This window comes from Desmonostoc vinosum, assembly GCF_059505385.1.
This window is the reverse complement of the sequence record NZ_JCACKM010000322.1, coordinates 37,133-62,670: the sequence shown is the minus strand read 5'-3', so window position 1 is coordinate 62,670 and position 25,538 is coordinate 37,133. Positions and strand designations below refer to the sequence as shown.

The window sequence follows — 25,538 nt, the reverse complement described above, 5'->3', positions numbered from 1 at the left end:
AATATTTTGGCGTTGCTGATTGAGATGTGATTTTTTCACGCAGAGGCGCAGAGGCGCAGAGAATGCTAAGTTTATAGTTCTGTCAGCGCTATGGCACCCCACAGTGGGGCATCATCTTTTAACATTGCAGGGACGATTTCAAAATCAATTTCTGGTAAGGCTGTTTCTCGCGCTATTTGTTGTATTAAATCCCAGAAATCTTCTCCCGATTTCATTACGCTTCCCCCCATCACAAAACGCTGTGGGTTAATCAAGTTCGCTACATTCCCAATCGCTACTCCTAACCCCCAAGCACCCCGATGCAAAACTTCCCTAGCTAAATCATCCCCAGCTGATGCAGCCTCGCTAACTAACTGCCCCGTCAACAACTCTAAGTTATCCCCTACCAAACCCCTCAAAATCTCTCTTCCTTGGCTTGTTGGTGGTTCGTTTTCCAAAATTTCCCTCAAATTCTGCGCCATGTACGGCCCCGACACCAAACGTTCCACACATCCCCGCTTCCCACACAAGCATACAGGCCCTGAAGGATCTACAACCATGTGTCCAATTTCACCAGCCATGCCGCCTGCACCCCGCCAAGGTTTACCGTTGAGTATCCAGCCACCACCCACACCAGTGCTGACAGTGATATAGAACAGACTATCGTATCCCTGACCAGCACCAAAGCGATGTTCGCCCAATGCAGCCACATTGGCATCATTATCTACACAAACAGGAACACCAAACTCCTGCTGCAAGAGGTCTTTGAGGGCAAAATTTTCCCACCCTGCTACATGATGAGACAGTCGCACCGTCCCCGTAGAAGCATCCACTGGCCCACCAAAACTGATACCAATAGCACTGGGTTTTGTACCTTGCAGTAGAGAGTGGATGAGCGATCGCATTATATCCAAATCAGTACCAGCGTTGGCATTCGCTGGTGACAGACGACGTTCATAACGTAACCACTCTCTAGAACCAACATTTACTAACGCTGCCGCTAATTTAGTTCCACCAAAATCGAGAGCTAAAATTAATTCCATGAAAAAGGGAGTGGGGAGTAGGGTAAGAAACTTTATCAAGAATTCACTGACCTTTCCCTAAGTCAATAACTTTATTAACAAATTGTTGTAGACGTTCATAATGTGAACCTTTCCAGTAAATCTGAGTACAATCTTGGCAACGATGAAATTCATCAACTTGCGATCGCACAGTTTCTGGAAGTTCATCTTCCCCTGCCTTCCCTGCTCCCCCAGCTTTTTTACTCCCTCATCCCTCAACACCCAGTAACAATTTGTGACAACTGAGAAAAATTATTTATTATATTGGAAATATCAATACTGGTTTTTGGTTAGCTTTTACTACCGCTAAACACTGGGCTTGCAGTATCTCAGAAACTGTACTAAAAGTCATAAGGATTATCAAAAACTTGCATTTGTTATTGACTTCAGTTACAGTCAGGACATATATCGAAAGCTAAATCCTGATGTGGTTTTCGGTAGATAAAGTCACCTAAAAGAGTAAAATCAGGCTTGTAAGTGCTAATCTTAGGTGACGTGTCATCTTAATGATAAATTGCGATCGCATCGAGTAAATTTTAAACCACAGATCCCCAATTCAATATTATTTTTTCTAAATTTATTGAGAAAAATTATCAACATGAGCAAAGATTTAAACAAGATTTTACTTCGAGTAGTGTTTTTGATTGTGATATGGACTACATTGATGTTCTGCTTCAGGCGATCGCCAATAGTGCAATATGTCTAGTTATCAAGAGATTTGAGTTTTTGTAAGCAATGAATTACGAACAAACACTAGATATAAATTGATACGAAACAAAATATTTTAAAGTTGTTTATCCTAATTGTGGAAAATTTATTATCCGGAAAGACATTAATAATAAACGATGTTATAAAGTGGCTACTTGATTTTCACTAGGAAATGCAAATCGTTCTTCTTTAGCTCTTTGAGTCAAAGATATTGTAGCTGAAAATACAATCATTCATGTTTCATACCCTTTGTCCATAAAGTTAGTTGATGAGTAAAGTTAGATGAATAGTTTCTTTTGTGCTGATGATTCACGGAAAACAGGAGAAGATTTGATTGGTAGCGCCACCAATTATCAAACTTATATTTTAGTTGAGTGTCCTCCGCCTTGGACAGCAGAAGCATTTAATTCTAAATGGGTACCAAAAAACTTGAAAATTTTGGTGGAGGAAGTACAGCGTGCAAAATTACCAATTAGATTCCTCTTAATTGCTAACGATTCATCGCACAAAGTTAATTACACGACTCTTTTGATTTATCAAAAGCAAGAGGGTTTGAATAATGGCTACCTTAAACAAGAGTTTAAATTAGAAAATATTGAGCAAGTAGCTGCGGTTGTGCAAAAGTGGTTATGGGGTTTAACTCCTAACTATGAAGTAGAAACTAGTGCCACCAGAGATATTTTAGTATGTACCCACGGTAGCCATGACAAATGCTGTGCTAGATATGGCAACCCCTTTTACTTCCATGCTACATCTACCATTGCAGATTTGTACTTGGATGATGTGCGGGTGTGGAAATCAACCCACTTTGGCGGACATCGATTTGCACCAACAATCATAGACCTACCAGAAGGCAGATACTATGGTCGATTAGACCAAGATGATTTCAAATCAATCTTGACGCGTACTGGTGATATTCAAATATTAAATAAAGTCTATCGAGGCTGGGGAGTTTTGCCTCCAGCAATGCAAATTTTAGAGAGAGAATTAATCCTGCGTCATGGATGGGATTGGTTCAATTGCAAAGTTGTAGGGAAAATATTAGAGCAAAGTTTAGACAATAATGCAATGCGAGCCGAGCTAACATTGGAAAAACCTTGTGGTTCTATTTATACGTATCAAGCTAAACTTATTAAAGATGAAAAAAACACTCAAGAAATCAGGAGTTCTTGTAATACTACACAAAAATCAGTAATTATTAAATATACTGTAGCTAGTCTTTGGTTGACCTCAAGTAAAGTAATCACATATAGTGCATGAAGCTATATGTCTATTCCAGAAACCCACTCCCTATTGCTAGAACAAATAGAAAAACATTATATAGCTTAGCGATCGCCTTTCTGACACAATTACTAGAAATGCGATCGCCATAAGTAAAACTCTCCAGAAAATTAAGCCATATTTAGCACTTTCCTAAGCAGCACTTGGTCTTCTAGCTTGGCTTTTAAACGTCCATTTTCGACATCTCGAATCCAGCTTTGACTTTTACCTGTGAGTTTTGCCAACTCTCTTTGGGAGAGATTCAAGTTTTTTCGTGCTTCTAGAATCTGTTCACCCAATAAGTCACTTGTGATTTTGATTTTTTTTCTAGCTTTAGTAGTTCGCCGTTGCTTTTTCTGCGAATCTGAAGTTTGCTGTTCCCATTCTGGCGGCAGTTCAAACGCCAAAATCCGCGCATTCATCAGCAAATTCCACTTACCACGGGGGCCTGTATCCGTCAGACGGATTTCCCCACAACCATCATTAGTCCAAAATTCTAGTGCTTCGTCTGGATCTTCGGGTAAATCAACTAGTTTCGCCCACAAAGGTTGAATTTCCAATGGGTAAGTCAATGGGTCAAAAATAGGTTTCATTCCATAGTGGTTGAGAACTTCCAAATCGCTTTCAAAAGTTCGCAATAACCGCTTACGTTCATCTCTTTGTCTGCAAGCCAAGGTGACTTTTTCCTCACCGTAAGCAACGCGTAGCAAGGTAGGTACAGTGATGCGTTGTTCCTTACCCATTTTGGTTTTAAACAGCAACCATAACATCAATCTCACCGTACCTTCATGTTGCTGCCAAATACTCATGACTGTAGTCAACAGCGTTCTTGGGAGAGTGCCGTATTGGTAGAATGCTGTCCGTTCTTTACATGCTTGTTTATTGAGAAAATACTGTGCCCATATGCCTGCTTTGACTTTAAAAGTTAGTCCTACAAGATATTTACATCCGAGAGCATCTTCTTGAAAGTGATGCTGAATGTCTACCAAGTGCCACAAACGGCTTGTTGTAACCGAGAAGCCATTGACACGGCCCTGTTGAGGCCAATCAATGGAAATAATCAGCGAACAAGCTTGCTGTACGATGTTTTTCATTAAAGCCAGCTTAGCTGTTTTGCTCAGGTCTTTGCGTTTCTCTAGTCCTAGATACTTTTCAATTTGTCGCTCATCGATCGCAAATTCTTGTTCCCAAGGCTGATCTAAGGCTGTAGCATAAGCAGCAAAAATCAAATGGATGCAAGTAGCTCTAATATCAAGTTCCTCAATTGCTGCTAAATCTGTGGCCCGATTGTTCACTTGCAATGGATCTTGAATGTGAAAAGCGATCGCGCCTCGGCCTTGGTTAACTTGTCGGGAATAACACAAGTATCCGTCTTCGTCGGTTTCCCAATGTAGCGATGTGCGTTGTGCCAGTACATTACAAGCTTCCCAGATAGCGATCGCCGAAGCAAACGGATTATTCTTGCCATTGGAAAATAAATCTGGGCTGGTAACATCCCTCGGTTCAACTTTGCATCTTCCCTTTTTTGCCTGCCAAGGTATGGGTGACTTAGTTGGACAAGCGATTACACATTGCGGTTCTGGATGATAACCCTCACAATTGTTACAAAGACAAGGATCAATCCAATATTCGTTGTCCTCAATTTTGATGGCACCCGTGGGACATTGGGGACGGCAATTGTCACATCCAACGCAACTGTTGTTAGGAATTGTATAAGGCATATGGCTCTTTTCCCACTTTAATCGTTGAGATGTCTGGCTCAAGTCTCCCCTGGATGTGTCCTCTTTATTCATTAGCTTTTGTGCATCGAATATTGCATGAGTCATTAGTTATTTGTTAACTAATGACAATTTACATATGCAACTCCAACGCACATTAGCTTCACTCACAACCAAATCATCTTTTAGGTAAGAAGAGATTTTTCTTACCTGACTCACCACCCACACCTATATTCTGACTTCGCATCCAAATTGAAAGCTATTTCAGGCTTTCAAACTGAGCCTAATATTACTTCTTTATTAACTATACATTTCATAAATAGTTTAATTAGTTTGTTCATAATGAGCTTGGAAATATTTCTTAATATTTGTCTAGATAGTTACCTTTTAGCCATTTAAATTTGACCGCGAAAACTTACCCAAAGTATTTTCGGGAAACATATAAACCTATTACACATAGTCTTTATTTGATTTATTAATAATTTTAATATTTAAGCTCAAGTAATATTCTGCCATGAAAGTTACATTTTTTTATAAGTTAGCTCAGTTTTATTAGTGAAATCAGTTCAGAGACAGTAAAGACAGTATTTACTTTACCATCATCTCTCAAATATTTAAATACAAGATAAATTGATAATTATTGACTTACAAAATACATATTGCATAGATGTGGATGTAACTAATAAACATATGGTTTTGTATACATAAATACTGTTTAGTATTCAGCTTTTTGTATCAAGGTCGAAATATTTGAAAAATAATCTCATTAGTTGGGGAGTGAGGGGGATGAGGGAGATGAGGGGGAGAAATAACAAACACCAATTTCCACTCCCGGAGGGAGCGGGGATTAGGGGTTCCCCAGTCCCATTCTTAGAATTGCTAATTACTTTCATCTACATAGTTGAAAACTAAAACATCTGCCAAATTGTGTAGTGAATTATCAAAATTTGATGAGAGAAAAAGCAAGTTTTTAACATCAAAAATAGAAAATATTAAGTTACTATGATGATCAAAGTACAAACAGATTGCTAGGCAAACTTGCCGAGGGTTTATTCATGGCACAACTAACAGGATTGACATTTGGTGGTAAAACTTGGACACCTAAATTTGCTCAGGTAATTGACAAAGATAAATGTATTGGCTGTGGCAGATGCGTAAAAGTATGTGGGTATAATGTGCTGGATTTAAAAGCACTCAACGAAGAAGGGGAATTTGTGGAAGATGAGGATGATGAAGAAATCGAACGCAAAGTAATGACAGTTGCTTATCCAGACAACTGTATTGGTTGCGAAGCTTGTTCACGGATTTGTCCCAAGAATTGCTATACCCATGTTGCATTAAACAATTAAGATTGTTTAGAGAGGGTAAAAATTATTGTTCGTTCAAGGAGGCACTGTTGATAAAAGGCACAAATGTGCTAAGCAAGGTAGCTAGAGGGGGAGAATGAATACGTAATAGAACTTAGCGAAAAGTTCACCGTAAACAAATCTGTAAATCGCAAATTGTTAATTATTAACAAATTCATACTTGCTATTGATATAGCCTAAACAATATTAGGATTAACAGTGTCCTTTGCGAACAATTAGCTTTTCTGCAAGCAGAAGGCTTGTTTGTCATCGAAACTAAAATATATTTGATATTTTTTGGGGGATAGATGTGAAAAGATCTGGAATTTTCCCCCATTTTTTATTCAGTGCAAGATAGAAAGAAAAAGGGACTGGGGATTAAAAACTAGGGACTAGGAAGATCAGGGAAGAGTTTTCCCAATCCCCAGTACCCAGTACCCAACTTACAAAGCAGGTAGCATATATGCAACAAATTCCTGTTTCACTATGGACTCTGGTCGCTGGGATAGCAGTCACAGCAATCAGTATATGGATTGGTTACAATCACACTCTCCTGCCAGTAGAAGCATCGCTGCAAGCGCCTTTGGTAGACGGCTTTTTCAACGTGATGTTTACCATTGCGATCGCTCTATTTCTCGTGGTAGAAGGAACCATTGTGATCTTTTTGATTAAGTATCGTCATCGTCCGGGTGACGATACCGATGGTGTACCAGTAGAAGGTAACGTTCCTTTAGAAATCTTTTGGACAGCCATCCCCACACTGATTGTTCTTGGTTTGGGCATCTACAGCGTAGATGTGTTTAATCAAATGGGAGGCTTTGAACCGGCAGGGCATCCCCATTCTGCCGCTCATGTGGCTCATATGTCGGGCAGTGCGATCGCTGCTACCCTAGATGATGGCTCTACACCTACCACAGCCCCAGTAATTGGTATTGGTGCATCTCCGCAAACGCTCAATAAACCAGCTGACTTAGTTGTCAATGTTAAAGGCATACAGTTTGCTTGGTTATTTGACTATCCAGACAGTGGCGTTTCCTCTGGAGAACTGCACATACCCGTTGGTGCTGATGTGCAACTCAACCTTTCTGCACAAGATGTGATTCATTCATTCTGGGTACCACAATTTCGCCTGAAGCAAGATGCCTTACCAGGTATCCCTACGGAACTACGCTTTGTTGCCACCAAACCAGGTACATATCCCGTAGTTTGTGCCGAACTATGCGGTGGTTATCACGGTTCTATGAGGACACAAGTAGTAGTCCACACACCAGAAGAGTTTGACAGTTGGCTAAGCGAAAACCAGATTGCTCAAAAAGACCTACATCAAACTGTTGCAGTGAAACCAGCTAACTTATCCACATCAGAGTTTTTAGCCCCCCATGTCCATAACATGGGCGTGAGTGCAGAAACTATTGAGTCATTAGTCATTGGTCATTAGTCATTGGTCATTGGCAACTAACAAAGAACAAACATATGACACAGGTAGAATTTCCACGAAATACACCACCAGAGGAACATAAACCTCAAGCGGCGGTTGCCCACACCTCGCACCCGAAGGCGTGGAAATGGTACGACTACTTTACATTTAATATTGATCACAAGGTTATTGGTATTCAATACCTCGTGACGGCGTTTGTGTTCTATCTCATCGGTGGACTGATGGCTATGGCCATCCGTGCCGAACTAGCAACACCAGATGCAGATTTCCTTGATCCGAATCTGTATAACGCCTTCATGACCAATCACGGGACAATCATGATTTTCTTATGGATTGTTCCTAGTGCGATTGGGGGGTTTGGTAACTTTTTAGTACCGTTGATGGTGGGGGCTAGGGATATGGCCTTCCCGAAGCTGAATGCGATCGCTTTTTGGCTCAACCCACCAGCAGGTGCGTTACTATTAGCTAGTTTTATCTTCGGTGGTTCCCAATCAGGTTGGACAGCTTACCCACCTTTGAGCCTGGTGACAGCACCCATCGCTCAAACAATGTGGATATTAGCGATCGTTTTGGTGGGAACTTCCTCAATTTTGGGTTCGCTGAACTTCGTAATCACGATCCTGATGATGAAGGTTCCGAGTATGAAGTGGGATCAACTGCCCTTATTTTGCTGGGCAATTTTGGCAACTTCAGTTCTCGCACTGCTTTCCACCCCGGTATTAGCGGCTGGTTTAATACTGCTGTTGTTTGACCTCAACTTTGGTACATCCTTCTTTAAACCAGATGCAGGCGGTAACGTCGTTATTTACCAACACTTATTCTGGTTCTACTCCCACCCGGCAGTATATTTGATGATTCTGCCCATCTTCGGCATTATGTCCGAGGTGATTCCCGTCCATGCCCGTAAGCCAATCTTTGGGTATAAAGCGATCGCTTATTCGAGTTTGGCAATCTGCGTGGTCGGTTTATTCGTCTGGGTACACCACATGTTTACCAGTGGTACACCCGGCTGGATGCGGATGTTCTTTACCATCTCGACCCTGATCGTTGCCGTTCCCACTGGCGTGAAGATTTTTGGCTGGGTTGCTACCCTCTGGGGTGGAAAAATTCGCTTCACCAGTGCCATGCTTTTCGCTATTGGTTTGCTGTCGATGTTTGTGATGGGCGGCTTAAGTGGCGTCACAATGGGGACAGCACCCTTTGATGTGCATGTTCACGACACATATTATGTAGTGGCACACTTCCACTACGTTCTGTTTGGTGGTTCCGTGTTTGGCATTTACGCCGGTATTTATCACTGGTTCCCCAAAATGACAGGTCGGATGTTGAATGAAACTTGGGGTCGTATTCACTTTGTCCTCACCTTCATCGGCACGAATTTGACCTTCCTACCCATGCACGAATTGGGTTTACAAGGAATGCCGCGACGTGTGGCAATGTACGATCCTCAATTTATTGACCTCAATCAGCTTTGTACCGTTGGTTCATTCATCTTGGGACTATCGGTAATTCCCTTTATGATTAACCTGATTTGGTCTTGGAGTAAAGGCAAGCCAGCAGGTGATAATCCTTGGAGAGCTTTGACCTTAGAATGGACAACCAGTTCACCACCCCTCATTGAAAACTGGGAAGTCTTACCCGTCGTCACTCACGGCCCTTACGACTACGGTCATAGTAACGGTGCAGAAATTCCATCAGCTGCCGCACCGGAAGTTAGTGCTTAGTTAGAAAGACTTTGATTTTGTGGGGTGGGCATCTTGACCACCTCAAACTAGGACAGGTGAGACACTCATCCCACAAGAAAATAAATAGGACTGCCCTACGCTTGACCCTTGAGGGTAAATAATATGACCATAGCTACGACTAGTACAGAACATCACGAAGAACATCACCCAGATTTACGCGTCTGGGGGCTGTTGACATTCCTTATCTCTGAATCGTTGATGTTTGGGGGATTTTTTGCCACCTATTTGTTTTTTCGAGGCACTACAGAAGTTTGGCCACCAGAAGGTACGGAAGTAGAACTGTTGTTGCCAACAATCAACACCATCATTCTTGTATCAAGTAGTTTCGTGATTCATTTCGGTGATGCAGCGATTAAAAAGAATGATGTCAAAGGAATGCGGCTGTGGTATATCGTTACTGCCATCATGGGCGCAGTCTTTTTGTTGGGGCAAGCCTACGAGTATATGACGTTGGGATATGGCTTAACTACCAACATCTTTGCTAACTGCTTCTATATCATGACTGGGTTCCACGGTTTGCACGTCTTCGTGGGACTGTTATTAATTTTAGGTGTGTTGTGGCGATCGCGTCGTCCCGGTCACTACTCTGCGACCAAGCACACAGGCATCGAAATGGCAGAAATTTACTGGCACTTCGTAGACATCATCTGGATAGTTCTATTTACCTTGGTGTACATTTTGACCTTGTTTTAGAAACTGGGGAGTGGGGAGTAGGGAGTGGGGAGTGGGGAATTGGAGTACTGAGTGAGTGTTTGTTATTTCTTCCCCTGCCCCCTCATCTCCCCCATCCCCCGGTTGGTGAGTTTCGGCTACGCTCAACTACCGCGTACCCTTCTCCTTTGGAGACGCTAACGCGAACGGGATCTTGCTACGCGTAGCGTCTCCGACAGGAGAAGTCGAACCACATCCCCCTCATCTCCCCTACTCCCTACTCCCTACTCCCCACTCCCATCCATCATGCAAGTTGACACAAACCGATTCTCATGGTTTCAGGTTCCTGAAGAAATTAAAAAATTACTAATTTTGGCAGCACAAAGTTGGGAAAATACTACTGAATCTGAAAAATACATTCAACAAGCTTTAGCTAAAGCTGGGGAAAATCTAGAGATTTTGGTATCAGCTTATAGATTTTTTTATTATAAAAATAATTATCCACTAGCGCTACAAACAGCAGCTAAAATAATAGATAAAATTAAAGAAGCAGAACATTTTCCTGATGATTGGGAACAACTCAAGCCAATATTAATTAAACGGCGAGAAGAATCTCAAATTAGGTTGTACTTAAATGCTTATGCTGCTTCTGGATTGGTATTAGCCAAGTTAGGAAAAATCGAACAAGCTAAAGAAATAAGCTCCAGAATCAAAGATATTGATCAAAAGAATAATTTTGGAGCCGGAGTTCTGTTAGATGTTTTGACACGTCCACCAGAAGATGATTAGTTAACAATTAACAGTCAACAATCAACACTCATGAATAGTTTCTCTTTCTATCATCCTCTCTCAGCTGCATCTAGCCTTCCTAGTAATCCCCTTCCTGCTACTGTTCCTCTAAATCCTGTAATAATTCCCAATAATGATAATATTGGTTCTCTCTATCCTGCACCAGTATTTCTATTACCACAATCGTCGCAATTGTCAATTTAAAGGCTATGAAAGGTAGAGATTGGCTGGTAGCTGAGGACGGCAAATATCAAGTTTGTAAATCTGTTAGAGAATGGGATTTATTGCGTGATAATTATCGTCTTTATCGGTTTCTCACTGAAGTAGAAGATGTTCTCAACAGTGTGGAAGAAGAATCTAGTTGTCTACCAGAAATTAGGATGTTGGTAAGACGCTTGATTGTCAATTCCTACTGGGTGCGGAGTCAATATTTACAGCCTTCTCCCACAACGGGAACCTCTGTTGTACTTCTATATGATGAGTTAGGTTTTCCATTAACAGTACAAACAGTAACTTTTGCTCCAGGTACTATTTCTACGATTCATAATCATGGAACTTGGGGAGTAGTTGCAGTGTTAAAAGGTCAGGAAAAAAACACCTTTTGGCAGCGGACTAATAGCACAGAATTTCAAGATAAAATTGAACCGACGGGAGATATAATTTTATCTGCTGGAGATATTGTCAGTTTTGCTCCTGGTGCAATTCACAGCGTCCAAGCTGTGGGTGATGAACCAACTGTTACCTTTAATGTTTATGGCGAAACCGATCCCAAAGAAAGGTTTGAATTTGACACAATTAAGCATAGTGCTAAAAAGTTTTAACCCTATGCTTACAAAATTTTTCAACTGCGTAAACTCCAAAACCCAAATCTCTGTAAAGATGCGCTTTTGAAGCATCTCTACATTAGTCGTAATTACGAATTACCAGGATGTTTGTAAAGCCATTAGAAATCGCGCGCCAGTTGCTACCCTGTGGGAAGCCACCCTCCGGGCGTCTACAAGTCGGCAAAGCCGACAACACTTGCTTCAACGCTCTTAACCCGCGCAACGCAGTGTTTCCCCAACGCACTGGCTTGGCTACACAAACAAAACCCACCTCTGTGGGTTTGAAAGATATAATTTTTGGTTAGTCCACGGAGGTGGACTTCGCTTGTGTAGTAGCGAATTCTATTCGCCCAAAACTTTTAAATCATCCTCTTAATTACGAATTACGAATTACGAATTACGAATTACTAAGGAGGTAGTTGAATGGCTAGAGTAATTTTTTATGAAAAACCCGGCTGTAAAAATGGTACTAGACAAAAAGTTTTGCTTACAGCTGCTGGTCATGAAGTGGTAGCCTACAGCCTATTAACAGAACCTTGGACAGCGGAACGTTTACGCTCATTTTTTGGCGATCGCTCCGTGTCCGAATGGTTTAATCGTTCAGCCCCAAGGGTAAAATCTGGTGAGATAGTACCTGAAAATATCGATGCCGAAACTGCGTTAATTCTGATGCTCAAAGAACCATTGTTAATCCGCCGTCCTTTGCTGCAAGTAGGCGATCGCCGCGAGGTAGGTTTCGATGTCGAAAAAATCGACGCTTGGATAGGCTTAAAACCTGTAGACGAATCCTTCCAAGCAATGAGCGAAAACCTGATAAATCAAGATTTACAAAGCTGCGCTCATGGTCATAATCATCACCACGATGGGCAAGGGAAGTGTAAGCATTAGTAGAGAAATGATGGGGATGAGGGAGAATAATTAATACAATTCCCCATTCCCAATTCCCCATTCCCTAACGCACACTTACAGTTTCCAGTGTCAAATCTTGAAACATGGGAGTGCTGAGGTAACGTTCGCCAAAGGAAGGTTGAATCATCACGATGAGGCGATCGGCGTTTTCTGGTCGTTTGCCTACTTGAATGGCGGCACACAAGGCAGCACCAGAGGAGATACCAGATAATAGTCCTTCTTCTTTAGCTAGACGCCGTCCGTAGACCATTGCTTGTTCATCGCTGACTCTAATCACTTCATCAACTAATTCCAGTTTCAGTACGTCTGGGATGAATCCAGCCCCAATACCTTGAATTTTATGTGGCCCGGCTTCACCTCCAGACAATACTGGACTGTTGCTGGGTTCAACTGCGATCGCTTGAAGACTCTGCTTACGGCTTTTGAGGACTTCTGCAATCCCTGTAATCGTCCCACCAGTACCTACCCCAGCAATCACGATATCTACTTGCCCATCTGTATCTGTCCAAATTTCTTCGGCGGTAGTTTCGCGGTGAATTTTGGGATTAGCTGGGTTGCGGAATTGTTGCAGCATCAGAGCATTTGGAGTGTTAGCAACAATTTCCTCGGCTTTGCGAATTGCGCCGCGCATCCCCTCAGGGCCAGGTGTCAATTCTAAAGTTGCACCATATGCTTTGAGCATTGCTCGCCTTTCTTGGCTCATGGTTTCTGGCATGGTCAAAATTAAACGGTAGCCACGCGCCGCTGCTACCATCGCTAGAGCAATGCCTGTGTTACCTGAGGTAGGCTCTACTAAAATCGTTTTGCCAGGTGAGATTACACCTTCTGCTTCTGCTGAGAGTACCATGCTTAGCCCTATTCGGTCTTTTACCGAAGCTGCCGGATTCATACCCTCTAGTTTGACAACTATCCTCGCCACTACTCCCTCAGCTTGGGGAATTTTATTTAGTTGAACTAAAGGAGTTCGTCCAATAAGTTCTGTTACATCTTTAGCAATCTGCATTAATTAACTCCTAAAATTTCAACTCTGTAGTGCAAGGTATTTACTTATAAGAATAAGTTTATATCTATAAGGAATCTAACTTAATTCATGAAGTTATTTGTGTAGGCAGTTCCGTAGGCTGCAACTTTGCTCAGCCCAAGTAACTTCGTTCAGCTTACCTCATAACTTGCACATTTTATAGGCCTTATATAGCAAAGCTTTAAGGCTACTGAGAGAAATGTGCTAATTTTATTCATTGTTAGCGGCGAAAAAACGCAGCTAGTCATGTGCTTGCATTTCACAGTAAAAATCACGAAAACGTACAAAAATTGTAATAAAAATTACGCAATTATTTGTTGTTCTTTTTCAGTCCATTAAAAATGGAATTTTGCTATTTCTAGCCCCTAGCCTCTAACCTCAACGAAATATACCTGACTAAGATGAGAAACGCTATATTTGGCGAGTGTTTTACTTTTGCCTGCATATAATAATTCTAAAAACAAACTCAGGTATGTGCAAAAATTTTAACCTTAGTTTTAAGATTCTTTTGCATGTCTGGAAAATTAGATATTTTTGATAATATTTAATTGTGTTTTGACATTCTTTGGTCTATCTTTACGAGAAGAGAGCAACAGATTTTTTTGAGTACAAAATTTGCTGAAAAATTAGCGCCAATAAACTGCCTCAAATTAATAGTCCAAAGTGCTTTGAGGCTGAGTACATCAATTCCAGAACCCTAAATCTTAAATACTAGTCCCTCGTCTCAAAAATACTAGTACCTATACCCCAAATAATTTCTAGAAAACTTATCTAGTGAACATTATAGGCTTTGAGTACTGCCGTAATATATTTAATAATCTTAATCGGATTGAGATAAACTGTTTTGTAGAGAGGCAACTGATATAAACATTATAGGATTTACGCAGAGATTCCCCTCTACCCCCCAAAATTCTAAGGCGAAAGCTGAATGAACTAGGGGGGACTTCTTAATCCTTACTTTTTCAATTGTTGTCAGTGGTCATACTAATTCGTAATGACGCTCCTACCTCGCTCTAAGCGAAGCTATGCCGTAGGCTTTACGCTAACGTAATGCGTAATTCGTAATGATGCTCGATGCTTGTGAACTCGTGCTTTGCTACGGTAACGTAATACGTAATGAAGAAAGCTACAGATAGCTTTCTTTTGAATAATTAGTATCAGTGGTAATCATCAAAAATAACTGCTGATCAATAAGATACAAAACTTGTTTCAAAAATTGTCGTAAGCATCTACTTAGATAAAAAGCAAAACATATTTTCTTACTGGGTGCATACTACCTAGCAAGGGAGAGTCAAGATGAAAGCCAGAATTTTCAATGTTTTTGCTGTTTGTTTAGTTACTTTAGTAGTGCTTTCTCCGGGGCTAGTAGTAATTGGTGTAGTTTGGGAGCGACATACAGAATTAATAAAATCCCAAAACTTAGCCAATGAAATTAGGAGAACTAAGGAAAGCGATCGCATTTTGACTTTCCCAGAAACGGGTGTATCTGACTCTCAATATCATCAGGCTAGCATACCCCCCTCTGAGCGTAATGTGATTGACCAATTATTGACTGTTACTGAGCAATATAAACTCGTCACCATCCTCCAATGGTTTTTCTTGTTAATCCCTATTGGTGTTGGAGTAGGGGTTATTTTTTACGATAGATATCTTGTTTATCGAACTGCTGTTTTAAAAGAACAAGTAGAAATGTTGGAAAGGCTGTGGCGACAAAGTATTGAGCAGTAACAAATTTCAAATATATTCATCTAAAAAAACAGAAACACCATGACAGAAGAACGCCAACACCTGTATTTTAATCTGATTGATGAGTTACTGAGATGTCCCAATGGTCAAGAACCAGAAATTTTAGAAGCTAAACCAGAATTGATTGATTCTGGCTTAGTTGAAACAATGTTACAAGTAGCAACTATGTTTGCTCATGAAGGCAATCAAGATGGTGCCCAATTTTTATTTTTTATAGCGCGTGAGCTAGCTAAACAACTGGGATTGTACCCTGAAACCCCCAATCCTGAAGTTTCCCATAAGGAGTAAAAATGCTATTGACTTCAACTGATGCTGGACAAATAGCTTTAGAGCTGCTCATGGCAGATTGGAATATTTCAGAAGACAATAGAGAATGGTTCACAATCTTTAGCTCTCGTCTGATTGGGGAGTTTTGGTACATTGTAGAATTGGGTGTAGAAGGATTTCCCGATCGCTGGTTTATTCAAGTCTACGACACTGGAGAATGCGACCCAAATTATACATTTATTTCTCCAATTCGCGGTTCTGAAGGATATGTAGACTTAAAAAATATACCAGACATCGTAGCAGAGGTTTTAGTTTGCGAACGGAATGCTCGATAATAACAAAATTCAAAATTAAGATATAGTAATCTTAAGTAATTTGCGCTCAATTCGATACCCGTAGATACCCGATTTCTTTAAGAAGTCGGGTATCTGAATATTTATATATAAATCTGACATAGATAACAAGTTTTTTGATATTTAAATGACAAAGATGTGTTATATTAAATAGCGTGATGGACGCTACAGAAATATCAGTTCACATGATTGCTGAAGATATCCTTGCTAAAGAATTCACAAGAGTCGTCAGTCACTATTACCCAAGAGTTGGGGAATTACTAGATGGGTGTTATGTGAAAGTTATCACCTGTTTCTGGGGACGGCCTGCCAGACGCTTGCAATACATAGGAATTTATTGCTCTAATGACACGATTTTCCATGTGCAAGCCCAAAAAGAAATACTCAGAGAAGTAGCAGACAATATGGGACTCGTGCAAGTAGTCTGCATCAATGCCAAGCGATTATTGAAAGATCCTATGTCGAAGCTCAAGCAATCTAACCCGCGTTTATGGTTAGAGTTGCAGTGGGTAGCAACATAGTTGTTGCTCGCATTAATGTATGAAGGTTCTATAAGTTTCTGAGATTAAGCACGCTTTGTGCTTACTACGTACCTGGCACAATTAATGAAACAGACTGGAAAGTACCAACGCAAGTAATGAAAACAGGACTTTTCTGCAATTACGAAAATTATCATCAAGATGCGCGTCGTGCCATCTTTGAGCAAGTCGCGTTGGTAAAGCAGGCGGAAAATTTGGGTTTTGAGGAAGCCTGGGTAAGTGAGCATCATTTCAACGAATTGAATCTCAGCTCGTCAATGTTGGTGTTGATGGCACATTTAGCAGGCGTTACCTCAACTATTCAATTAGGCACTGCGGCAGTATTACTAGCATTTCATAATCCGGTAAGAGTAGCAGAAGATATTGCTACTTTGGATAATCTGTGTAATGGACGATTGTTATTTGGGGTTGCTAAAGGTGGGCCTTTTCCTCAGCACAACAAGCATTTTGCCACACCAATAGGCGAATCTCGCATCAAGATGCTAGAGGCTATGGCATTGATTCAAAAGCTTTTATATGAGACAGATGTATCATTTAACGGGCAATATTATCAATGCGATCGCCTAACAATTTACCCAAAACCTTTGCAAAAATCAATACCAGTTTATGTTGCTAGTGGTGGTGATGATGCGATTGAATTTGCTGCTGAGCATTCTTTCAGCTTGATGGGAGGGCCACCATTTTCGCTCGAAAGATTGAAAAATACTGTAGCAAAATATCGCAGCTTCAACTCTAGTGGTGCAGAAAATTTAATGTTGGCACGCTTCTTTTTTGTGAGTCAAACCAACGATGAAGCAGTCAATGAGGCGTTACCTTTCATCCGTCAATTTAGCCAGAAAATGAAAGCTAACGCCACTCAAATTATCCAGAACAGTTCTAATCCTCATCAGAAACCTTTTGATAGGACAAACATCTGTTTCGATGAAGATTATCTGCTGGAAAACTCAATTATTGGTGATGTAGAGACTTGTCGAGACAGAATCAAAAAATTTCAGGATGAATTAAATCTAGGTACATTAGCGCTCAAACCCTCATCTTTTGATCTGCAAAAAAACCTTGAGAGTTTGACGCGCTACAACCAAGAGGTTAGGAATTATGTCTAAATTTCACCTGCTTCCTCCCGATGATTTGCCACCTGCCGAGGTGACAAAACAGGATGGAATACTGCATCTAGAACTAGAACAATCCACAGGCAGATGCTTTTATCAAGCTTGCGATCGCATTACCCAAGCACTACTGTCTAATTGTCAGTGGTATCTCACAACAAATGCCACTACTTTAATGCTGATCATTGATTGCCTAGATATAGTATCTTATTGGCATATAGTTAGCAATATTCCTCAATTAGGCAATAGGTTAGAGCGATTTAGCGCTAAAGCCAAAATCCGGGTGCATCCACCATTTGGCAAAGGCGGGCCATTTGAAATTAGCGTCAATGAAATCTCAGCTTATCGAGATTGGCTTTGATTGGGGACTGGGGACTGGGGACGGGGGAGATGAGGGGGATGACGGGGATGAGGGAGAAATTTTCTCCGCGTCCCCCATTCCCATTTTCAAACTACTAAGCTAAAAAACATCTAAATTACATAATCAAATTAAATAAAACTCTTGTGGAGTGGGCATCTTGCCCGCCCTAATTATGCAAGTTATATGTGGAACAGCTTATCATCAATATGTGACATACTCCCACATTGTATGCAAGCATACAATGTGGGCTTCTCAGCGACTCCCGGTATTCCGTCGGACGTTGCCCAGCAAACGGGAAGAACCAAAACAGATATTATTCGTGAATACGCTCTTGAGTTTGGCGATTCGTCACCCACCTCATCACCCATCTGATTGAAATCAAATATCACTCAGGTTGGGACTCCTCACCGCCCAAAAATCCATCTCATCGCCTCCCGTTCCGGGTAGGTGAGAGGCTTCTTTTTGATTCAGCTAAATTTCTCAGCTAAAGTGGGATGTTATGCGTTTTTTTGTATGTTCTTTGCTTGTGATCCTTACTGTGATATTTCCATTTACATCATTAGTAAAATCGGCACCACCGACTTCCGACATTGAGCAGTATTTAATTAATGCTCAATTTCAGCAGGGAGAAAAAGCCCTTGTTGCAAAGCTTCAGCAAAATGAGAGTAACGATAACACGCGATTGGGTTTAGGAGTTGTGCAACTAATGGGTGCAACTCAAAGGTTAATGCAGTCACTATATCGTTATGGTTTGCAGCAAAATGGTATCACCCAATTCTTCCCAATTTTGCGTCTTCCCGTGCCAGAAAATCCCAAACCACAGCCAGTTACTTACAAAGATGCACGAAATATTCTGCAAGACTTACTCAATGATTTAACTCAAGTTAAAAATACTCTTGAACCTATCAAAGATAATCAAGTCAAATTGTCACTGCGGCTTGGTTTAACCCGGATGGATTTCAATGCCGATGGCAAGCTAGAAGAAAATGAAACTTTTTGGAAAACTTTTAGCTTATTGACAGGGATACAAGCAACAGAAAAAGCCGCTCAAAATTTTGCGATCACATTTGATGCAGGTGATGTAATTTGGCTAAAGGGATATTGTAATTTACTTTCTGCAATGACTCAGGTTGTGTTGGCATATGATGAAAGTAAAGCATTTGACTCAACTGCTCATTTGATTTTTGCCAAACCACAAACTCCCTACCAATTTTTAACTAACGGTACCGGAGCATTTGTTTTTGGTAATACTGATATTAGCGATATAGTTGCCTTGATTCATCTAATCAATTTTCCAGTTGCAGAACCAGAGCGTTTAACAGCTGCAATGCAACATTTAAAAACAGTCACAGCCTTAAGTCGTCAATCCTGGAATTTAATTTTAGCGGAAACCGATAATGACCGTGAATGGTTACCCAATCCTCGACAAAAGGGAGTAATCCCCAATGCGGCAGTTAGCCAAGAGATGATTGATAGTTGGTTAAAATTTTTAAATGAAGCTGATGCCTCGCTGGCAGGTAAAAAATTAATTCCCTTTTGGAGAAAAGCCGAAGTTAGAGGTATTAATTTAAATAAAGTCTTTACCCAACCTCGTGAGTTTGATTTAGTGTTGTGGGTGCAGGGAACTGCTGTTGCGCCCTATCTAGAGTTCGGCAAACAAACAGATACAGGTACGTGGCAGCGTTTATTACAAGCTTTTAGAGGGCAATTTTTTCAATTTGCGGCTTGGTTCAATTAATAGATGGTTTGGGCTATAAAAACTCATGATTAGCAACTTTCTCAGTGATAAAAAGCAACTTTTTGACCGTTGGGCCCCAAGTTACGACTTACTTTTTCCTTCGGTATTTTATCAAGCTATCCACAAACGATTACTGTCAAAAGTTGATTTGCCAGTGCAACCAAACGTACTTGATTTAGGTTGTGGTACTGGACGCCTGCTGCAACGACTTGCAAATCAATTTCCCGATTTACGCGGTACAGGATTAGATTTTTCTGCTCAAATGTTACGCGTAGCAAGACAAAGAAATTGTCACCATCCGCGTTTAATTTATGTTGAGGGTAGAGCAGAATCTCTACCTTTTACTGATGGTCAATTTGATGCTGTTTTTAACACTATCAGCTTTCTACACTATTTAGAACCACAACAAGTTTTGTGTGAAGTGGCGCGGGTACTTGTTCCTGGTGGACGCTTCTACTTGGTTGATTACACTACAAGCAAAACAGCATCTGAGTTGATAGCAGCCTCTCCTGCGAGAATTAGATTTTACAATCGAGAGAGTCGTGAAATATTGGGTAGTGCTGCTGGACTATTGTGTTTAGGTCATTACTACCTATTAGGGCCTGTTTTGTTGACGATTTTTGCTAAACCTTCCATGTAAGTAAACAGGCGATCGTTAAATATAAGAAATATTTAATATACTTTTATGCAGAATACAACACAAAAATGCATCTGTAGCTTTTGTCTCAGCTGAGATTTAAATCTACGCCAGAGAATGTCTTTCAACTGCCAACGCTCTAATTTTTGCAATGCATGAATTTTCTATTTACCCTACTGCAAATTCCGTAAACTTGCGCTTATAGGGAGCATGAAAACCTAAAACAATATCTTGCTTTGGCACCCCAGCCGCCACTAACTCATCAGCTACTCCAACCTCAGTCCCATCTCGCTGAATCCAAATCTTACCATCCTTAATATCAACGTGAATGATGCAACCATAAACCCGCCTTAGTTCTTCCCATCCCAAGTGAATAACCTGATAATGATCACGCTCTGTATCAAAAACTAGCTGTATTTCTGTATTATCATTCGAGTCATGCATTGAATGACCTTTAAGAATAGTTTGTACTAATTCACGGTAGTTCATTCCTTCCATAATAAAACCTCTTGTTGAATTGGTTCAAAAATCAGTAGTTTCAGTTTGTGTTCAGCTATTATTTCTTGAATAAATTGTTTAACAAAAAATTCTTGATAAATATCCTCTGAAATTGCTTATAAAATTCTATTAGGATGTTTTCTTCGTAATGCTGCTCGGTAAGTGAGTGTTTGACCAAGAGCTATGTAAAAATCACTAATTTCTGATGTACCAAGAAAAGATTTAATCTCAACTGCAATTTTTTGACCAGACTTTTCAGCAGCTAGGATTCTTTCTACTCCTAAGTCTATATAAAATTCAATCTCATCAACTTTAACTGATAACGGATCATGAGTGATTATCCACCCAGTAATCCCACACAGTTAATTACTAAATGTAATTTGCGTTCTTGAGCGCGGATTTGTTGAATAGCTGCAATAATTTGTGACTCTTCAGTAATATCCATCGATAGACAAATTAACAGATCAGAGTGCTGATTTGCCAGAGCTATTAAATCAGTAGCTGATTCCAAATGACGATAAGTTGCATAAATTTTGGTAATTTTATCATCTTGTAGCAATTTTTTGACAAAACCAAAACCTATACCTTGGCTTGCTCCCACAATCAAGACATTAAAATGATTAACTTCATCAATAAAAGACATATGGATATGATGTTAATTCGTAATGCTTCGACTTGTTATGTAAGTATTTCATATTCATAGCGAGAAACGTAAAAAGCACCAACTTGTCTATCGCTATGATGACGAAAACCAAAATTTTCATATACTGCTCTTAGGCGTGGACGTGCAGCATCACAATCTAGCCGTAAATAACGTCTGCCGAGCATTTTTGCATATTCAACAGCCCAATTAAGCAATACTAAAGAAACTTTACCACCAGAGTAATGGCGTCGAATAGCAAGGCGATGTACAAATGCTGACTCTTCCTGTGATACATCAGGCCAGAAAAGTAAATCTTCAAGTTGAAATTTGATTGTACCAGCAGGTTCGCCAGCCGCTTCAGCTAGAAAAAATAAACCGTTAGCAACATCTTGAGAGATACTTTCCATTGCAACTTCGCTATCATGCCAAAGCGGTATACCAAGCTGCTGAAGCCAAACTGCTGCTTCTCGCAGTACATCTGAAACTATCACCGTATCTTGTATGCTTGCTTGGCGAATTGAGATATGCATGTGGTTATTATTTTAAATTTACACTACTTTCACATAAATAAAATAGAAGCTTTCTATGCATAATATTATCAAGCATAACTTTATTTACCAATACAAAATCTACTAAAAATTCTATCCAAAACAGATTCTGTAACTTCTTCGCCAGTAATTTCTCCCAAGGCATAAATTGCGCCTCGTAAATCAATTGTCCAAAAATCAAGAGGTAATTGTTGGGTAATTGTCGCTAATACTTGTTCCAAAGATATTTTAGCCTTCGTTAAAGCTGCGGCTTGTCTTTGATTGATTGCTAAATCCATGTCAGCCGCTTGAACTCTCCCAGCTTTAACTATCTCTAAAATTGCTGTTTCTAAACTATCGATACCTTGGTTTTTAGCTGCTACTGTGTGAACAATTTGGTTGATAGTATTTGGATATTTCATCAGATGTAGAGATGTCGCTTGCCATGTTTCTACAAGGTCAATCTTGTTGATTACTAAAATCAAAGGACGGTGTTGTACCTGTTCGTAAATTTCTTGATCGCCTGCCGTCCAACCTGCTGAGGCATCGATAGTTAACAAAACTAAATCAGCCGCACTAGCAGCACGACGCGATCGCTCAACGCCAATTTTCTCTACTTGGTCTACTGTTTCCCGAATTCCCGCCGTATCCAGCACCTGCACGGGAATTCCCCCCACCACTAGCTGCGATTCCACAACATCGCGGGTTGTACCAGGCAAATCTGTGACAATAGCGCGATCGCTCCGACTCCAAGCGTTCAACAAGCTCGATTTCCCGACATTCGGACGCCCCACAATCGCTACTTTTAAACCTGTACGCAGCAGCTCACCTTGGTCTTTTGTCGCTAATAATTTGGTGATTTCTGCCGCAATTTTCGCAATTTCTGATACAATGCTTTTATCATCTAGCGGAGCTAAGTCTTCCTCAAAATCGATACGAGCTTCGATTTCAGCTAAAATATCCAAGCAGTTAGCGCGTAACTGCCGGATGGGATGAGCCAATTTTCCTTGCAAACCAGCTAAAGCCGTTTGGGCAGCTTGGGGCGATCGCGCTCCCACCAAATCGGCAATACTCTCAGCCTGCGTCAAATCTAAGCGCCCATTCAAAAAGGCGCGGAGAGTAAATTCCCCTGGCTGAGCTAATCTCGCGCCACCTTCCAAACACAGTTGCAATACTTGCTGTACTGCCATAATTCCCCCGTGGCAATGGAATTCTACCACATCTTCACGAGTATAAGAACGGGGTGCTTGCATGATTAACAACAAGGCTTCATCTACAAGTGCTTGTGTTTGGGGATGACGAATATAGCCGTAAATAATTCTGTGAGTTTCCCAAACTTGACGCCCAGGTGCATGAAACAGAGTTTGAGCGATCGCCATTGCTTGGGAACCAGACACCCGCACAATCCCCACACTACCCTGTTGGGGAACAACAGCTGTAGCGATCGCCGCGATCGTTCCAGTAGTGGCAAATATTTCCGACATGAGCGCTTACTTCAAAAAGAGATTGCATATACAGCAATCGTAATTCAAGGATGCAAAGATGCTGTGACAACTGGCAAGGTAAAATTTATCTGGAAGGTAATGCTTGAGAGTTAAGAGTTCAAAGTTAACAACTCACAACTCATAACTGTTAAACAGAGGAGTTTGCTGTGGAGCAGAAGATTAACTGTGCTGAAGCTTGCGTCAATGGGTGTGTTTTAGGCGATAAATGCCCCAATATTGAGTTTAGAGAAGCAGCCGCGAAATTTATCGAAGATACTTCCCTAGATCAAATGCTGCAAATGGCTGAAGAACGATTACGGAAAAAAATGATGGAACCGCCAAAATGGGTTTTACCAGAAGAATAAACGTTAAACTCGAATTTTTAACATGATTAAATATCCAACCCAGCTACTGTTAATTCTGGCGGATGCTCAACAGTAAATTGATAATATATCTCTATCTTCTGCTGGGTTGAAAGATTTAACTCCCATTCCAGAATTCCCATTTCCCCAAGTTGAATTTGGGGATTGCTACGGATCAACCGTACTTTAATTTGCTCGGTACGGCTAACTGGTAATTGTTCAGTTAGTTTCAGACTTGCTAGCTTATCAAGTAAATTAGTAATTAGTAATCGATAAGCATAGGTAATCCGGCGTTGGTTGCTCATCAGTCTTTTATCTACTTGACGCTCAACTAACTCACGCTCAATTTTTAAACCTTCATCAATTCCTAAATTTAGTTTGAATTCTTGTCCAGGCGCAATATTTTCTAACTCAGTTGCACCAATAAAAACATCATTCCGAAAAATATTCGCTTTACCTGGTAACAAAGTCGCACCATCAGGGCTATTTTTGACTTTAGCTTGTAAATAAGCAAAGCTGACCAAACGCGGCATTGCTACATAATCAAAGTTACAAGGATAATCTTCGTTAAAAATTGTTGTTTTATGAGGTGCGCCATCGCTAGGAATGTTACCACCGCTATTGAGTTTGAAGGTGACTACACTTCCCTCCTTAGATACTTCAGCTACTACTATTTCCGCTGGTATGGCACTAGCTTCTGGGGCAACTTCGTCTTCTTCTTGCCAATTTTGTTCACGGGCAATAGCAGTGGTTGCTAAGGTAGGCAATGATGGCTGTTGTATTTGTCTTTGTCGGACTGTTGGGGGGATTACAGTACCGATATACCAGGGTTCTAGTTTGGGTGGGAGTGTACCTAATCCCGGTTTAGCGGTGGAAAGAGTCAGCGCTGCGTCAATCCAGTCTTCACCGCTGCTTTGAGTGACTTCTGCTAAGTAGCTCAGATGTACGATATTGCTAGTAGTGCTGAAGCGTAAATCATAAAGAGGAATCCAGCTAGCCCGGTTGACGAGGTAAGATAGCTCTAGCTCAAACTCGCCTGCACCCTCAGTTTCAATCGCTACAACTAAAGTAAAACTTTCTTTGGGATGGGGTGTTTGGATTTTTTGCAATGAAGCCTGCAAAGCCTGTAATTGTTTGTCTAATTCTTGCTGCTGACTTTTGCAATCTCCAGAAGCGATCGCATACTCGCCATACTGGCTGCCCAAAAAGTTTAAGAAATCTAAAGTTTCGCTCAAGCTGAGATTTTTCCGCGCCAGACTCTGGGAAAAGGGTTCTTCGGTTTTGTCACGTAAGCCTTCGATAAAATGAGACTGCAACGCTAAAGCATCTATTTGAGCTTGGAGATAGCGTTTTTCGGCTTCTACTTGCTGAATCTGCCGCGTCAGTTGTGCAACTCTTTCCGCTACAGGTTCAGTAGTGTAAATGCGATCGCAACTTACCCCCAGCAAGCGTACTCCTATCGAACCTGTACCACTTACTCTTACAGACTCCGTTTCTAAAGTTACTGGTAATGGGGTAATTACTAACTCCCGTTCAAGTCCCGTGAGAGAAACTACACCCCGTCGTGTCACTAGGGCTTTGTCAGCATACACTGTCACAGCCACAATCTCGCTTTGGACTGCTTGACGATGAGATAGTACTTCTGGGTTAACCACTGCCAGTTTTTCCCCACTTTTAATAGTGATGCTGGTTATTTTTAATGTTTTAGGGTGTAACCGTCAAGTCCTTTGGGATAGGAAAGAGGGGACGCGGGGACGCGGGGACGTGGGGACGCGTCAACCAAAACGCGAAATCTAAAAAACCTACCCATAAGAGGCGGGGGCCCCGC

At 41.0% G+C, this 25,538-nt stretch carries 26 protein-coding genes and 3 pseudogenes; 19 read left to right on the top strand and 10 right to left on the bottom strand.

Annotated elements, in window-relative coordinates; all coding sequences use genetic code 11:
• Positions 1–71: 71 nt before the first annotated feature.
• Together AC5JMF_RS32175 and AC5JMF_RS32170 are read right to left on the bottom strand one after the other, a co-directional pair.
• Positions 72–1,022, bottom strand: coding sequence for an ROK family protein (locus AC5JMF_RS32175; protein WP_495799765.1), 951 nt, complete (start codon positions 1,020–1,022; stop codon positions 72–74).
• 43 nt (positions 1,023–1,065) lie between these two features.
• A pseudogene (locus AC5JMF_RS32170) lies at positions 1,066–1,209 on the bottom strand (Mut7-C RNAse domain-containing protein); the annotation flags it as partial.
• 821 nt (positions 1,210–2,030) lie between these two features.
• On the opposite strand from AC5JMF_RS32170, the gene AC5JMF_RS32165 reads away from it, so the two are divergent.
• Complete coding sequence (locus AC5JMF_RS32165) at positions 2,031–3,008, top strand: ferredoxin family protein (RefSeq protein ID WP_495799764.1); 978 nt, start codon at positions 2,031–2,033, stop codon at positions 3,006–3,008.
• Positions 3,009–3,139: 131 nt separating this feature from the next.
• Here AC5JMF_RS32165 and AC5JMF_RS32160 read toward each other — a convergent pair whose 3' ends face one another.
• Positions 3,140–4,729 (bottom strand): helix-turn-helix domain-containing protein, encoded by a 1,590-nt coding sequence (locus AC5JMF_RS32160; protein ID WP_495799781.1) that lies wholly within the window; start codon positions 4,727–4,729, stop codon positions 3,140–3,142.
• 1,052 nt (positions 4,730–5,781) lie between these two features.
• Between AC5JMF_RS32160 and fdxB the strand changes: the two genes are divergently transcribed.
• The 9 genes from fdxB (at position 5,782) to AC5JMF_RS32115 (ending at position 12,407) form a co-directional block, all read left to right on the top strand.
• Entirely contained in the window at positions 5,782–6,075 is a 294-nt protein-coding gene (gene fdxB / locus AC5JMF_RS32155) for a ferredoxin III, nif-specific (protein WP_495799763.1), read from the top strand.
• A 460-nt stretch (positions 6,076–6,535) separates the two neighbouring features.
• The gene (locus tag AC5JMF_RS32150; protein ID WP_495799762.1) at positions 6,536–7,510 is read left to right on the top strand and encodes a cytochrome c oxidase subunit II; all 975 of its coding nucleotides are present in this window, start codon (positions 6,536–6,538) and stop codon (positions 7,508–7,510) included.
• A gap of 35 nt (positions 7,511–7,545) precedes the next feature.
• The gene (ctaD, locus tag AC5JMF_RS32145; RefSeq protein WP_495799761.1) at positions 7,546–9,234 is read left to right on the top strand and encodes a cytochrome c oxidase subunit I; all 1,689 of its coding nucleotides are present in this window, start codon (positions 7,546–7,548) and stop codon (positions 9,232–9,234) included.
• Between the two features lie 123 nt (positions 9,235–9,357).
• On the top strand, positions 9,358–9,948 hold the full coding sequence (locus AC5JMF_RS32140; RefSeq protein ID WP_495799760.1) for a cytochrome c oxidase subunit 3: 591 nt from the start codon (positions 9,358–9,360) through the stop codon (positions 9,946–9,948).
• A 264-nt stretch (positions 9,949–10,212) separates the two neighbouring features.
• A complete protein-coding gene (locus AC5JMF_RS32135) occupies positions 10,213–10,695 on the top strand; it encodes a hypothetical protein (RefSeq protein WP_495799759.1) in 483 nt (160 codons plus the stop codon).
• 30 nt (positions 10,696–10,725) lie between these two features.
• The gene (locus AC5JMF_RS32130; protein WP_495799758.1) at positions 10,726–10,899 is read left to right on the top strand and encodes a hypothetical protein; all 174 of its coding nucleotides are present in this window, start codon (positions 10,726–10,728) and stop codon (positions 10,897–10,899) included.
• Between the two features lie 5 nt (positions 10,900–10,904).
• Complete coding sequence (locus AC5JMF_RS32125; protein ID WP_495799757.1) at positions 10,905–11,516, top strand: cysteine dioxygenase family protein; 612 nt, start codon at positions 10,905–10,907, stop codon at positions 11,514–11,516.
• 107 nt (positions 11,517–11,623) lie between these two features.
• The gene (locus tag AC5JMF_RS32120) at positions 11,624–11,824 is read left to right on the top strand and encodes a hypothetical protein (protein ID WP_495799756.1); all 201 of its coding nucleotides are present in this window, start codon (positions 11,624–11,626) and stop codon (positions 11,822–11,824) included.
• A 118-nt stretch (positions 11,825–11,942) separates the two neighbouring features.
• Complete coding sequence (locus AC5JMF_RS32115; protein WP_495799755.1) at positions 11,943–12,407, top strand: ArsC/Spx/MgsR family protein; 465 nt, start codon at positions 11,943–11,945, stop codon at positions 12,405–12,407.
• Positions 12,408–12,471: 64 nt separating this feature from the next.
• Here AC5JMF_RS32115 and cysK read toward each other — a convergent pair whose 3' ends face one another.
• Complete coding sequence (cysK, locus tag AC5JMF_RS32110) at positions 12,472–13,431, bottom strand: cysteine synthase A (RefSeq protein WP_495799754.1); 960 nt, start codon at positions 13,429–13,431, stop codon at positions 12,472–12,474.
• Positions 13,432–14,745: 1,314 nt separating this feature from the next.
• On the opposite strand from cysK, the gene AC5JMF_RS32105 reads away from it, so the two are divergent.
• The 8 genes from AC5JMF_RS32105 (at position 14,746) to AC5JMF_RS32070 (ending at position 20,199) form a co-directional block, all read left to right on the top strand.
• Positions 14,746–15,177 carry a hypothetical protein gene (locus AC5JMF_RS32105; protein WP_495799753.1) on the top strand — a complete coding sequence of 144 codons (432 nt, stop codon included), beginning with the start codon at positions 14,746–14,748 and terminating at the stop codon, positions 15,175–15,177.
• A gap of 39 nt (positions 15,178–15,216) precedes the next feature.
• Positions 15,217–15,483, top strand: coding sequence for a hypothetical protein (locus AC5JMF_RS32100; RefSeq protein WP_495799752.1), 267 nt, complete (start codon positions 15,217–15,219; stop codon positions 15,481–15,483).
• 2 nt (positions 15,484–15,485) lie between these two features.
• Positions 15,486–15,797, top strand: coding sequence for a hypothetical protein (locus AC5JMF_RS32095; RefSeq protein WP_495799751.1), 312 nt, complete (start codon positions 15,486–15,488; stop codon positions 15,795–15,797).
• A gap of 176 nt (positions 15,798–15,973) precedes the next feature.
• Positions 15,974–16,336, top strand: coding sequence for a hypothetical protein (locus AC5JMF_RS32090; RefSeq protein WP_495799750.1), 363 nt, complete (start codon positions 15,974–15,976; stop codon positions 16,334–16,336).
• Positions 16,337–16,452: 116 nt separating this feature from the next.
• Entirely contained in the window at positions 16,453–17,457 is a 1,005-nt protein-coding gene (locus AC5JMF_RS32085; RefSeq protein ID WP_495799749.1) for an LLM class flavin-dependent oxidoreductase, read from the top strand.
• Positions 17,450–17,821 (top strand): hypothetical protein, encoded by a 372-nt coding sequence (locus AC5JMF_RS32080; RefSeq protein WP_495799748.1) that lies wholly within the window; start codon positions 17,450–17,452, stop codon positions 17,819–17,821. Before AC5JMF_RS32085 ends, AC5JMF_RS32080 begins: the two co-directional genes overlap by 8 nt.
• A 538-nt stretch (positions 17,822–18,359) precedes the next feature.
• Positions 18,360–19,559 (top strand): hypothetical protein, encoded by a 1,200-nt coding sequence (locus AC5JMF_RS32075; protein WP_495799747.1) that lies wholly within the window; start codon positions 18,360–18,362, stop codon positions 19,557–19,559.
• Positions 19,560–19,584: 25 nt separating this feature from the next.
• Positions 19,585–20,199, top strand: a complete 615-nt coding sequence (locus tag AC5JMF_RS32070; RefSeq protein WP_495799746.1) for a class I SAM-dependent methyltransferase — start codon at positions 19,585–19,587, stop codon at positions 20,197–20,199.
• A gap of 165 nt (positions 20,200–20,364) precedes the next feature.
• On the opposite strand, the gene AC5JMF_RS32065 is transcribed toward AC5JMF_RS32070, so the two are convergent.
• The 5 genes and pseudogenes from AC5JMF_RS32065 to mnmE all read right to left on the bottom strand — a co-directional run bounded on the left by AC5JMF_RS32065 (position 20,365) and on the right by mnmE (position 23,348).
• Entirely contained in the window at positions 20,365–20,694 is a 330-nt protein-coding gene (locus AC5JMF_RS32065; protein ID WP_495799745.1) for a XisI protein, read from the bottom strand.
• A pseudogene (locus AC5JMF_RS32060) lies at positions 20,682–20,984 on the bottom strand (element excision factor XisH family protein). Before AC5JMF_RS32060 ends, AC5JMF_RS32065 begins: the two are co-directional and overlap by 13 nt.
• Positions 20,985–21,040: 56 nt before the next feature.
• Positions 21,041–21,337: pseudogene (locus AC5JMF_RS32055) on the bottom strand (SDR family NAD(P)-dependent oxidoreductase); the annotation flags it as partial.
• Positions 21,338–21,372: 35 nt separating this feature from the next.
• A complete protein-coding gene (locus AC5JMF_RS32050) occupies positions 21,373–21,867 on the bottom strand; it encodes a GNAT family N-acetyltransferase (protein WP_495799744.1) in 495 nt (164 codons plus the stop codon).
• Between the two features lie 80 nt (positions 21,868–21,947).
• Complete coding sequence (gene mnmE, locus AC5JMF_RS32045; RefSeq protein ID WP_495799743.1) at positions 21,948–23,348, bottom strand: tRNA uridine-5-carboxymethylaminomethyl(34) synthesis GTPase MnmE; 1,401 nt, start codon at positions 23,346–23,348, stop codon at positions 21,948–21,950.
• 167 nt (positions 23,349–23,515) lie between these two features.
• Here mnmE and AC5JMF_RS32040 point away from each other — a divergent pair, with 167 nt between their 5' ends.
• A complete protein-coding gene (locus AC5JMF_RS32040; protein ID WP_495799742.1) occupies positions 23,516–23,713 on the top strand; it encodes a hypothetical protein in 198 nt (65 codons plus the stop codon).
• A gap of 26 nt (positions 23,714–23,739) precedes the next feature.
• Here AC5JMF_RS32040 and AC5JMF_RS32035 read toward each other — a convergent pair whose 3' ends face one another.
• Entirely contained in the window at positions 23,740–25,365 is a 1,626-nt protein-coding gene (locus tag AC5JMF_RS32035) for a mucoidy inhibitor MuiA family protein (protein ID WP_495799741.1), read from the bottom strand.
• Positions 25,366–25,538: the final 173 nt, after the last annotated feature.